The following is a 12,847-nucleotide window of genomic DNA, read 5'->3' as shown; positions in this document are numbered from 1 at the left end:
TTTCAAGTTTGAATTTATTGTTCAGCACATCCTATTTGGCAGGTACATTGCCCCATGCCTGCTCCATTGCTCCAAGAAACGTTTCCGGTGGTTGCGCACCTGAAACTGCAAGCTTCTGGTCAAAGATAAAAAATGGAACACCGGTAATACCAATTTGCTGCGCGGCCTTTTCATCCAGGCGCACTTCATCAGAAAAAGCCTCACTGTCCAGCATCGCTTCAAGCGCAGTAATTTCCAATCCAACCCCCGCACCTATTTCAGCAAGGACTTTCTTGTCATCAATGTTCTTCCCCTCTGTGAAATAGGCAATAAATAATTTCTCTTCTATTTCATCCCCCAGCTGATGCGATTTCGCATACTGAATAAGACGATGTGCCTGAAAAGAATTGGCAACGACAGAATGATCCAGATGAAATTGAAGGCCAACTTCAGCAGCGACATTACTTACATATCCATTCATCTCCTCCGCCCATTCACGGCTTTGTCCTTTTATTGTTGCAAGGTAATCCGTCGCATTGAGTTCAGGACGTGTTACCGTATTCGGATCCAGCTCAAAACTGTGCCATTCAATCTCCACCTCATCTTTATGTGCAAACTTTTCCAGCGCCATTTCGAATTTACGTTTGCCAATATAACAAAACGGACACCTTACGTCCGACCAAATATCTACTTTCATCTATATTTTACAATTAGTTATGTATGAACCATCAGACACTATACATCGGCCTTAATGATCTTTAATCCTTTTGTCCACCTTACCAGCTCTTTGAACAGTACACCTGCTGCCTTAGCTGATTTTTCGGTCGGTTCAAACCCCTCTTCATCAGTCAGAAATTCCGTGAAAAATGGAATATTCACCATTTCATACAAAGGTACGACCTTAAATGTGGCCAAATCATTTTTCAATGCATTTGCCGCACGTGTACCAGCAGAAATCCCACCATAACTCACAATACCTGCCGCCTTAAAATTCCATTCTTTATATAAGTACTCCAGCGCATTGCGCAAAGGAGCAGGATATCCAAAGTCATATTCTCCGGTTACAAAAATAAAAGCATCTGCCTCTTCAATTTTAGCACTCCAGTTTTTGGTATGTTCATGCTGGTAGTTCTTCATTGAAGGGTGATTGGGTTCATCCATCAATGGCAATTTCAGCTCACCAAGGTCAATGAGTTCAACTTCAAACCATCCTGATTTTATGGCTAATTCCTGCACCCAGCTGGCCACAACTGGTCCTTTTCTACCTGGTCTTACTGTCGCACTTATAATTTTTAATTTATACATGATCAGTTTTCTTTATCAGTTCAACAGCAGAATAAATAAGAATGTTTAATAAAAAAACTTCTCATGCGTCAACATGCTGAGGCCATAGGCAGTCGCTATGAATCTCTATAGTTCATGGAGACAGCATTCCCTACATAAAACAGGCTTTTCCTACAGCATAAGAAAAGCCTGTTTCAAATTTATTGGCTTACCTTAAAAATAGTGGTTTGCATATAGGTATCACCCGGCAATAAAACCGTAGTTGGAAACTCCGGAATATTGATTCCATTGGGATGATGCTGTGTTTCCACGCAGAATGCACTGAAAGGACCGAATACTTTATCGCCTTTTCCGTTTGGTATATCCAGGTACTTTGCCGTATAAAAATGAGCGATGGGCTCAGTGGTATAGACTTCCAGTTTCAACCCAGAGGAGGCTGCCATTGTTTCTGAAGCCAGTCCCAGCTCTCCATACGGCTTATCCAGAACATAACTCTGATCATAACCTTCGGCCGGATCCATATCCTGTCCTATCCGTTTGCCGCCCAGAAAATCATGTATAGTTCCTTCTACGGGTAAAACGACACCAGTCACTGTATAATCCTCATCCTGCTGCAGGTAGTGGCTTGCAGGCATTCTGTGGAAGTGTTCCGATATATTCCCTCCATTGGTTTCCAGGTTAAAATAGCTGTGGTGGGTCAGGTTAATCGCCGTTGGCTCATCTGTAATCGCCTTATAATCCAGAATCAGTTCATCCTCATCCGTTAATTTAATCGTAAGCTGTACGGTTAAAGTTCCAGGGAAGCCTTCTTCATTTGCGGGACTGATATATTGTAAGGTCAGGCTCGGATCTACTGTGGGTAAGATATCCCAAACCTTCCTGTCGAAACCTGTAGTCCCTCCATGAAGATTTTTAGTCATCTGGTATTCCTTACCATTAATACTGAACCGGCCATCTTTTATCCTGTTGGAATAACGACCGACAACAACCCCAAGATAAGGATAATTTGACAGGTAGTCTTCAGAAAGATAACCATCGAAATCATCAAAACCCAATAAAATGTTCTGCTTCTCCCCTTGCGCATTCGTCACAACGAACTCGCTGATGATCCCTCCATAATTATAAATTTTAGCATAACTGCCACGGGAATTCTGAAGTTCCAGTGCGAATACTTCTTTTCCGTCAATAATTTTTCCAGTGCTGATTTGATTTGCTTTCATAAATTGTATATTGCTCTCCATTTATACATGGAAACAATACTACAAATAATTAGAGTATTATCTTAACACAGAAAGTAATTTTTAACCAGATATTTATAATGAAAGACGATTTAGCCATTAAATTCTTTGATGCTTACAAAAAACAACCTGCAGCAACTTTTTTTACCCCGGGAAGGGTAAATCTTATCGGCGAACACATTGACTACAACGGAGGATTGGTTTTCCCCTGTGCAATTACTTTAGGCACCTGGCTGTGCATGTCCCCGAATGACGATAATGTCATCCGGTTTAAGAGTGTAAACTTCGAGCAAGAAGCGGAAATTCCACTTCAGACGAGTTATGTGAAAGATGGTAAAGGATGGTATAACTATCCGCTTGGTGTATTTAATGAAATCCTGAAAGATTTTAAAATCCCATCAGGTTTCGACCTCCTTTATTATGGAAATATTCCTATCGGATCCGGGCTTTCTTCTTCAGCATCCATTGAGATTGTTACTGCTTATGCATTAACAGAATTTTTAGGTCTTAATTACGACCTGTTATCCCTGGTAAAAATGGCCAAAAGAGTGGAAAATGATTTTATTGGCCTGAACAGTGGTATCATGGATCAGTTTGCGGTAGCTTTTGGGGAAAAGGATAAAGCGATTGTACTGAATTGCGACACACTGGATTATCAGCTTGTGGACTGTGAACTTGGCGACCATGTATTGATGATTATCAATTCGAATAAACCAAGAGGACTGGCGGAATCTAAATACAATGAACGTGTGGAAGAATGTGCTGCTGCCTTGAAATTTCTCAACCAGGAGCTTAGCCTAAACAACCTGTGTGAACTTACGGCAGATCAATTCGCCTCTTACAGCCACCTGATCACCGATGCAACTGTCCTTAAACGGGCAACCCATGTGGTAGAAGAAAACGACAGGGTAAGTCTGGCTGCCAAAGCATTAGGCGAAGGTAACCTGGCTGAATTTGGCGGCCTGATGTACGCTTCACACCAATCACTCAAAGAATTATATGAAGTAAGTGGCAAGGAACTGGATACCGTAGTGGAATTCTGTGCTTCCTACCCTGAGGTTGCCGGTGCACGTATGACTGGTGCCGGATTTGGTGGATGTGCCATAGCGATCTTAAAAAAGGGAGCTGAAGATGATTTCAGTAAAAAAATCACAGCATACTACGAAGAAAAGATCGGCTACGCCCCAGGCGTATATGTAAGTGAAATTGGCAATGGCGCATCCGCAATTTAATTCTATTTTTGCGGCATGCAAAAATTAACATCTGAAGAATTAAACCGTGTAGGTGTGGAAGAGTTTAAATCACAGGATAAACTTCCTGTGGTGGTCGTTCTCGATAACGTACGCAGCATGCATAATGTGGGTTCAGCCTTCCGTACTGCCGATGGTTTCGCTATAGAAAAAATGGTGCTGTGCGGCATTACCGCACAGCCACCACACCGTGAAATTGAAAAGACAGCACTGGGAGCCACACAATCTGTAGAATGGGTTCACTATGAGGATACACTGGATGCCATAAAAGAATTGAAGGAAAAAGGGTATGAGATCATTGCCATTGAACAGGCCAGTGAAAGCATTATGCTGAATACTTTTAAACCTGATACCACAAAAAAATATGCGTTAATCTTCGGCAATGAAGTCAATGGAGTCCATGAGGACGTGATGGCAACCATCGATAAATGTATTGAAATTCCCCAGTTTGGAACAAAACATTCATTCAATATCGTCATCTCGGCAGGGATTGTCCTTTGGGATTTTTATGCCAAATTGCGTTTATAGAAGAGGTTTAGCCGGTTTCATTCATAATCATTAACAAAAAAAGAAGCACCAGAATTATCCGGTGCTTCTTTGGTTAGTACTATTTAAGGTTTGTTTGTATTCGCTATTTTAGATACAGGTTAAGCATAAGGAATACCATCCTTTGTTGGCAAACGGCTCTCTCCCATCAGGTATTCGTCCACCTTCCTTGCAGCCTCGCGGCCTTCAGAAATTGCCCATACCACTAGTGATTGTCCGCGTCTCATGTCACCCGCAGCAAATATCTTCGCAATATTGGTCTGATATTTACCTTCTTCGGCTTTCACATTTCCCCTGTTATCCAGCTCGACACCCAATTTCTCAATCAGGCCTTCTTTCTGAGGATGCAGGAAACCCATTGCCAGTAATACCAGCTGACAAGGAAGTTCACGTTCTGTACCTTCAATTTCTTTGAAATTTACCGGTCTTCCCACAGCATCGATCTCCCATTCTACATCTATTACCCTCAATGCTTTCAACTGATTATTTTCATCGGCAATATATTCCTTGGTATTCACTCCCCAGGCTCTTTCGCAGCCTTCTTCATGTGAAGAAGTCACTTTAAGCAACATCGGGAATGATGGCCATGGCATATTTGCAGTACGCTGATTTGCAGGCATCGGCATGATCTCAAACTGGGTCACAGATTTTGCTCCCTGACGGTTTGAAGTTCCAATACAATCAGACCCCGTATCACCACCACCGATAACGATCACGTCTTTTCCTGTAGCCAGGATGGCTTCCTGGTCGAAGGAGAAATTACGTACTCTTTTGTTTTGCTGTTTAAGGAAATCCATCGCAAAGTGAATCCCTTTGGCTTCCCTGCCTTTAACTGATAGATCGCGCGGAACAGTCGAACCACCAGCTAAAACGATGGATTGAAATTCTCTCAGCAATGTATTCAATTCTACGTTCACCCCTACATTGGCGTTACATTTAAACTGGATACCTTCTTTTTCCATCAGGGCAATCCTTCTTGTCACCACATCTTTTTGCAGTTTAAAATCGGGAATACCATAATTCAGCAATCCTCCCGGGGTATCATCACGCTCATAAACGACAACCTCATGGCCGGCTTTATTCAACTGTGCAGCTGCTGCCAATCCGGCAGGGCCAGAACCAATTACAGCTACCTTTTTGCCTGAACGGATAAGCGGTTCTTCTGCCTTAATATATCCTTTTGAAAAGGCAATTTCAATAATATGCTTCTCAATTTCCTCGATAGACACTGGTGATTTGTTAATTCCAAGCACACACGCAGATTCGCATGGTGCCGGACAAATCCTGCCTGTGAATTCAGGAAAGTTATTCGTACTCAACAGGATAGTTGAAGCAAGCTCCCATTCTCCTTTATATACGGCGTCATTAAATTCCGGGATCACATTCCCCAGCGGGCAGCCCGACTGGCAAAATGGAACACCGCAATCCATACACCTTGCAGATTCCTGTTTCACCTGCTCCTGCTCAAAAGCCACTACAAACTCATTGTAATGCTGCAAACGTGATTTGGCATCTTGTTTTGCTGGAGCAGTTCTTTCATACTCTAAAAATCCAGTTACTTTTCCCATTATTATGATGTTTTTACTTTAGTGCTTCTTTTCAATAAAACTGCTTTGTATTCTTTAGGGAATACTTTGATAAAATGTGCTGACTGTGTCGACCAATCGCTTAAGATAAACTCAGCCAGTTTACTATTTGTCAACTGGATATGTTTTTTCAGTAAGCTATTGATCCGTAACTCATCTTCCTCATTCAAAGGATCGAGATCAACCATTTCCTTGTTACATTTATTGGGGAAATCACCATTCACATCATAAATCCAGGCCACACCACCACTCATACCTGCAGCAAAATTGCTACCGGTATTGCCGAGCACCAGCACTTCACCACCGGTCATGTATTCACAACCATGGTCACCAAGTCCCTCCACTACCGCTGTAGCACCCGAGTTTCTCACGGCAAACCTTTCACCGGCTAAACCTCTGGCAAACAACTCTCCTGAAGTTGCACCATAAAGGGCAACGTTACCGATAATGATATTTTGTTCAGGAACATATTTCACCTCTTTGAAAGGATAAACCGATAAGCGGGCACCGGATAAACCTTTACCTACATAATCATTTCCTTCCCCTTCAAGTTCAAGGGAAACCCCTCTTGTTGCAAACGCACCAAAACTCTGTCCCGCAGAACCGTGGAATTTAAAGTTAATGGTATCCTGCGGCAAACCTGCAGCACCATATACTTTAGACACTTCATTAGATAACATGGTACCAATGGCGCGGTCGGTATTGATCACTTCGAATTCCCTGAAAACAGGCTCTTTATTCAATAAGGCAGGCTGAGCCGTTTTAATCAGTTCATGATCCAGTACATTGTCAATACCATGGTCCTGTTTTTCTGTATTGTACAGACTCACCCCATTATCAGGTGCTTTATACAAGATAGCCGACAGGTCAAGGTCTTTTAGTTTCCAGTCATTTTTATCAACCGGACGTAAAGTTAAGGCATCTGACTGGCCCACCATTTCCTCTACAGTTCTGAAACCCAACTCGGCCATCACTTCACGGAGTTCTTCCGCAAGGAAATGGAACAGGTTCACCACATGGTCGGGATCTCCTGTAAACAATTTTCTCAGATCAGGATCCTGTGTAGCCACCCCTACCGGGCAGGTATTCAGGTGACATTTTCTCATCATGATACAGCCTGAAGTCACCAGTGCAGCTGTTGCCACACCCCATTCTTCAGCGCCTAATAACGTTGCAATCGCGATATCACGACCGGTTTTCAGCTGTCCGTCGGTTTGTACAACCACCCTGCTGCGCAGACGGTTTTTAACCAGTGTCTGGTGTGCTTCTGCCAGGCCAAGCTCCCATGGTAAACCTGCATGCTGAATAGAAGTTAATGGAGAAGCTCCAGTACCTCCGTCAAAACCAGAAATCAGGACCACATCGGCATGTGCTTTCGCAACACCGGCTGCAATAGTACCTACACCAGCTTTAGACACCAGTTTCACATTAATCCTGGCTGCCCTGTTGGCATTTTTCAGGTCGAAGATCAGCTGAGCCAAATCTTCAATAGAATAAATATCATGGTGCGGAGGAGGAGAAATCAGGCCTACTCCAGGTGTAGCATGACGAACTTTAGCGATCCAGTCGTCCACTTTGTGGCCCGGCAGCTGTCCACCTTCTCCCGGTTTAGCACCCTGAGCCATCTTAATCTGCAGCTCATCCGCATTGGTTAAATAATTACTTGTTACACCAAAACGTGCAGACGCGATCTGTTTAATCGAAGAGCGCATGGAATCGCCGTTAGGCAATACTTCATAACGCAGTTCATCCTCGCCACCTTCACCGGTATTACTTTTTCCACCTATCCTGTTCATGGCAATCGCCAGCGTAGAGTGTGCTTCATGGGAAATAGACCCAAAAGACATCGCTCCCGTAGCAAAACGTTTGAGTATAGCTTCAACAGGTTCCACTTCAGTTAAAGAAACGGAAGGGCGGTTATAGTTGAAATCAAACAATCCCCTGATGGTATAAGCCTGTGTGGTCTGCTCATTCACCAGTTTACTGTATTGTTTGAAAGTATTGTAATCGTTTTTACGAGTAGCGTTTTGTAATAAGTGTATAGTTTGAGGGTTAAACAAATGTTGTTCACCTTTTCTTCTCCATTTGTAATTTCCACCGGTAGGCAGAATCAGGTCAGGACGGGTGTTTTTACCAAATATCCTTGCATGTTTAATTAAGGCTTCACGGGCAATTTCATCGAGACCTAAGCCGCCGATTCTGGAAACAGCACCACTGAAATAATTATCTACCACACTTTTATGGATACCTAAGATTTCGAAAATCTGTGCACCATGATAAGATTGTAAGGTAGAGATTCCCATTTTAGAGAAGATCTTCAGCAATCCGCTGTTTACTGCATAGATATAGTTCTGGAATAATTTCTCTGGTTTAAGGTTGCTTTCCTGCTGGAAATCGGTAATCGTTTCCAAAGCCAGGTAAGGGTTAATGGCAGTTGCACCGAAACCAATCAGACAGGCAAAGTGGTGAACTTCCCATACATCTCCTGCTTCCACAACAATCCCAACAGCTCCCCTGTATCCTTTACGGATCAAGTGGTGGTGAACAGCAGAAACGGCTAATAATGAAGGAATGGCCGCATGTTCAGAATCCAAAGCACGGTCAGATAAGACAATCACCTGGAAGCCATCTTCTACAGCATCCACCGCATAACGGCAAAGACGCTCCAAACCTTTAGCTAAAGAGCCTGGTTTACCATCTGCCCTGAAATAAGTCTGCAATGTCTTAGACTGGAAAACACCTGTATCAATACTGCGTACTTTTTCAAGTTCAAGGTTGGTTAATATCGGGTGTTTAATCCCTACGCAATGGCACTGCATTGCCGTTTCTTCCAGCAAGTTCCCATTGTTTCCCATAAAACCGGCTAAACTCATTACCACTTTTTCCCTGATCGGGTCAATTGGCGGATTCGTTACCTGGGCAAACAATTGCTTAAAATAAGAAGAAAGGTGCTGAGGTTTCTGAGAAAGTACAGCCAGTGGGATATCTGTACCCATAGAACCGATAGGCTCTTTACCTTCCAGCGCCATTGGTTTCAGGATCAGATCAATATCTTCCCTGCTGTAACCAAAAACCTGCTGGTATTTAAAAATAGATTCATGGGAAAGACCTGTAAACACCACACGTGGATCAGACAGTTCTTCCAGACGGATCTGGTATTGGTTCAACCAGTCGGCATAAGGGCGACGGCTGCAAACGTTGGTTTTAATTTCATCATCACTGATAATCCTTCCCTGTTCCATATCCACAACGAACATCTTTCCGGGAGTCAGTCTTCCTTTTTCAATCACTTTGCTCTGGTCTAAAGCCAGGGCGCCTGATTCAGAAGCCAGGATCACACGGTCATCAGAAGTAATGGCATATCTTGAAGGTCTCAGACCATTTCTATCCAGTGTAGCACCAATCAGGTTACCATCAGTGAAAGCAATAGCTGCAGGACCATCCCATGGTTCCATTAAAGTTGCATGGAACTTATAGAAAGCCTGTTTCAGCTCATTCATATCCTCATTTCCATCCCATGCTTCAGGAATAAGCATCATCAATACATGTGGCAATGAGCGTCCCGCATGGAGCAGCAACTCCACAATATTATCCAGACAGCCTGAATCTGATTGTGTCTCATCAATAACAGGCAGTAAAATATTCAGTTCTTCAGCAGTAAAATAGCTTGAAGCAAATGATTTCACACTTGCACGGAACCAGTTTAAGTTTCCTTGCAGCGTATTGATCTCGCCATTGTGGGCGATATAACGGAAAGGCTGTGCCAATCTCCATGATGGAAAGGTATTGGTCGCAAACCTGGAGTGGATTAATCCGAAAGCGGAAACCACACGTTTATCGCTCAACTCCGTAAAATACGTACGCAGTTGCATTGAAGTCAGCTGTCCTTTATATACAATTGTACGGGAAGAGAAGGAAGCGATATAGAAATCGGACTTCACTCCTTTCACGGTATTCAAAATCGTTTTAGTCAGGTAGTTCTTAAAAACGTATAACTTTCTTTCGAAATCGGCACCGGCAGCAATCTCCAGCGGGCGGGCCACAAACAGTTGTTCCATTTCAGGCTCAACCGAAAGCGCCGTATCACCAATATCAGAAGAATTGGTTAACACTTTTCTAAAACCCAGTACTTCCAGTCCTAACTTTTCCGCAGCGCGATAAATCACTTCCCGGCATTCTTCACGTGCTCTAACGTCCTTGGGAAAAAACAGCATACCAACCCCGTAATCACCGGATTGATTTAAACTAAAACCTATCTTGAGGCATTCGTCATACAGGAATTCATGTGGCACTTGTATCATAATACCGGCTCCATCACCCGTATTGATTTCCGCTCCGCACGCTCCTCTATGGTCTAAATTCTCTAAAATAGTAATGGCATCAGAAATGATTTGCTGAGATTTACTCCCCTTTACGTGAGCAACAAAACCAATACCGCAGGCGTCATGTTCAAAACTTGAATTGTATAACCCCTGATTTTCCTCTTTTTGTTCCATATCTTAATGTAATCGAAACACTAAGATAACAAAATACTTCTCAAATTATAAATTCGATATTTTTTTTATGAATAAAGAAGAATTAAGCAATAAAATAGCCTTAACATTGACAATTTCATAATATAGACATACGTAAATTATCAAATTCTCAACACTCTTATTTAGAATGTTTTTATTTAGTGATTTTAATCACATTTCTGACACCTATTATATATAGTATATTGCGGTCTGAAATGTATATCAGACCCCAATAGATGTATATATTATTATGCAGATGACAATATCATATATATATAGTTTGGTTTGCGGTTCGATCTGCCATACCAATTACCGCTTCATTTGCGTTTCTGCAGAACCTCTCAATCGGCGATTTACAAACCGGTTCAGCTCCGTTTTTATAATAAGCTTTTCAGTGAACCGCCCGGGCACTGACAGTATATTATATTTGAAACTACATTACATATAGTATAACCCTGCAGCATTTTTGTAGTCCAATGATATTTCGCGGGCAACGTGTTCTTCTTAACTCCCCTTTGAGCATTTCTTCAAATCCAATCAAAACACCTGTCTTGGAGGCTAGTTTTGTCATAAACATGTCATTAGCCATAAAAAAACAGACAAATCGACTCCGTTTTTAAAAATTACCAGGGAAATTCTGCGTGAAAAATGCACAAAAAGGAAGATAAAAACCGGTAAAACACTATCAAAAACGAAGTATTTACCTCAAAACAAGAAAAATATTAAAAAAATATTGCCTTACAAGGCACTAAATCTCAATCCATTACCTCATTAAGGCTGTTTTTTATAAAAATATTTCTTGCCGACCCTTTTGTAGACTGAACTCTTTTGCTACATTTGCAGTGGGCAAGTCCTTTACGATCAGCTCCCTTTGAACTCCCCCAGGGCGGGAACGAAGCAAGGGTAGGAGGTTGTAGCGGTGCGATAAAGGTTGCTTGCCCATTTTTATTTTTTCAGAACGACTATGCTTTCACTGCAAAATCTTCCGTTCAAAGCGTACGCTGCAAATACTATTAAATTATTATTCCTTAAATTATATAAGCATGAAATTTTTCATTGACACAGCTAATCTTGATCAAATCAAAGAAGCTCAGGACCTTGGCATTTTAGACGGTGTAACCACAAACCCCAGCCTTATGGCTAAAGAAGGTATCACTGGTGAAGAAAACGTTATCAACCATTATAAAGCAATCTGTGCTATTGTTGATGATAAAGTAAGCGCAGAGGTGATCTCTACTACTTATGACGAAATTATCAAGGAAGGTGAAGCTTTAGCTGCACTTGACGCTAAAATCGTTGTTAAAGTTCCGATGATTAAAGACGGTATCAAAGCGATTAAATATTTCACTTCAAAAGGTATCAGAACGAACTGTACTTTAATTTTCTCAGCTGGTCAGGCTTTATTGGCAGCAAAAGCAGGTGCTACTTATGTATCTCCTTTCTTAGGCCGTTTAGATGATATAGGTACTGAAGGTTTATCTTTAATTGAAGATATCCGTTTAATTTTTGATAACTACGGTTACCCAACAGAAATCCTTGCAGCTTCAATCCGCGGACCATTGCATATCATCAGCTGTGCTAAATTAGGTGCAGATGTAATGACTGGCCCATTGTCAGCTATTTTAGGCTTATTGAAACACCCATTAACTGATAGCGGTTTAGCTACCTTCTTAGCAGACCACAAAAAAGCAGCTGAAGCAGCAAAAGCTTAATCAATTGCATAACATATAAAAAAACCGGACTGATTTATTTCAGTCCGGTTTTTTTATATGTTTAAAGTTTTTGGAGATCACCTGTTTTCATCATCTGCTCCCCTTGCACTTTCAGGTTGATGATCCTGCTCCTTAAATTGTTTTAAGCCTGATCCAGTACGGCTTTCACATTTTCATATACGATCTGTTCATCAGGTTCGATCAGGATACCCTTCACTCCTGCTCCGTTTGCCGCTTCCACATCTCTTGGTTTATCTCCAATCATGACTGACAATGCCGGATCAATATTGTATTCAGCGATAGCTTCCAATAACATTCCGGATTTAGGCTTGCGGCATTCACAGTCGCCAGTGACTGTAGGATGATGCGGGCAATAGTAAGCATGAATAATCTCTGCTCCCTGTGCTTCGAATTTATTAAATAAAATTTCATGCATTTCGGCTAATGCCTCTTCCGTATAACGCCCTAAAGCGATACCACCCTGATTAGTGATGACAACCAGCAGATAACCTTCATCAAAAAAACGTTTCAGTGGAGGAATCTGGTATTCCAGCACTTCAAAATCTTCTACTCTGCAGATGTAGTCGTACATCTCATGGTTAAGAACCCCATCACGGTCTAAAAATATAGCTTTATTCATTATTAGTTGTTTGCCGCCAAAGATGAAAAAATAATATAAAAGCACCGTAAGTATTTTGGATTTCATCACCAAATATTTGGTTTTTGGTAATTTTTATG

The 12,847-nt window shown here is 41.9% G+C and carries 9 protein-coding genes and 1 other RNA gene; 4 read left to right on the top strand and 6 right to left on the bottom strand.

What is annotated here, in order from left to right:
• Positions 1-31 precede the first annotated feature (31 nt).
• From ACSBL2_RS12605 to ACSBL2_RS12595, 3 genes are all read right to left on the bottom strand, one after another.
• Positions 32-676, bottom strand: coding sequence for a DsbA family oxidoreductase (locus ACSBL2_RS12605; RefSeq protein ID WP_442592054.1), 645 nt, complete (start codon positions 674-676; stop codon positions 32-34).
• A 38-nt stretch (positions 677-714) separates the two neighbouring features.
• Positions 715-1,284: an NADPH-dependent FMN reductase gene (locus ACSBL2_RS12600; RefSeq protein WP_442592053.1), complete on the bottom strand. Its 570-nt coding sequence runs from the start codon at positions 1,282-1,284 to the stop codon at positions 715-717.
• 179 nt (positions 1,285-1,463) lie between these two features.
• Positions 1,464-2,483: an aldose epimerase family protein gene (locus ACSBL2_RS12595; RefSeq protein WP_442592052.1), complete on the bottom strand. Its 1,020-nt coding sequence runs from the start codon at positions 2,481-2,483 to the stop codon at positions 1,464-1,466.
• A gap of 98 nt (positions 2,484-2,581) precedes the next feature.
• Between ACSBL2_RS12595 and ACSBL2_RS12590 the strand changes: the two genes are divergently transcribed.
• Both ACSBL2_RS12590 and ACSBL2_RS12585 read left to right on the top strand, forming a co-directional pair.
• Positions 2,582-3,733 carry a galactokinase gene (locus ACSBL2_RS12590; protein ID WP_442592051.1) on the top strand — a complete coding sequence of 384 codons (1,152 nt, stop codon included), beginning with the start codon at positions 2,582-2,584 and terminating at the stop codon, positions 3,731-3,733.
• Between the two features lie 15 nt (positions 3,734-3,748).
• Positions 3,749-4,279 (top strand): RNA methyltransferase, encoded by a 531-nt coding sequence (locus ACSBL2_RS12585; protein ID WP_442592050.1) that lies wholly within the window; start codon positions 3,749-3,751, stop codon positions 4,277-4,279.
• A gap of 119 nt (positions 4,280-4,398) precedes the next feature.
• Here the strand turns inward: ACSBL2_RS12585 and ACSBL2_RS12580 are convergent, their stop codons facing one another.
• Positions 4,399-5,865: a glutamate synthase subunit beta gene (locus ACSBL2_RS12580; protein ID WP_442592049.1), complete on the bottom strand. Its 1,467-nt coding sequence runs from the start codon at positions 5,863-5,865 to the stop codon at positions 4,399-4,401.
• 2 nt (positions 5,866-5,867) lie between these two features.
• Positions 5,868-10,379: a glutamate synthase large subunit gene (gene gltB / locus ACSBL2_RS12575; RefSeq protein ID WP_442592048.1), complete on the bottom strand. Its 4,512-nt coding sequence runs from the start codon at positions 10,377-10,379 to the stop codon at positions 5,868-5,870.
• An 862-nt stretch (positions 10,380-11,241) separates the two neighbouring features.
• Between gltB and ffs the strand changes: the two genes are divergently transcribed.
• Positions 11,242-11,341, top strand: an RNA gene (gene ffs / locus ACSBL2_RS12570) — signal recognition particle sRNA small type.
• Positions 11,342-11,440: 99 nt separating this feature from the next.
• A complete protein-coding gene (gene fsa / locus ACSBL2_RS12565) occupies positions 11,441-12,109 on the top strand; it encodes a fructose-6-phosphate aldolase (protein WP_442592047.1) in 669 nt (222 codons plus the stop codon).
• 142 nt (positions 12,110-12,251) lie between these two features.
• Here the strand turns inward: fsa and ACSBL2_RS12560 are convergent, their stop codons facing one another.
• The gene (locus ACSBL2_RS12560; protein ID WP_442592046.1) at positions 12,252-12,749 is read right to left on the bottom strand and encodes a D-glycero-alpha-D-manno-heptose-1,7-bisphosphate 7-phosphatase; all 498 of its coding nucleotides are present in this window, start codon (positions 12,747-12,749) and stop codon (positions 12,252-12,254) included.
• Positions 12,750-12,847: the final 98 nt, after the last annotated feature.

This window comes from Pedobacter sp. AW31-3R, assembly GCF_052180285.1.
GTDB lineage: Bacteria > Bacteroidota > Bacteroidia > Sphingobacteriales > Sphingobacteriaceae > Pedobacter.
This window is presented reverse-complemented; position numbering and strand designations above follow the sequence as displayed.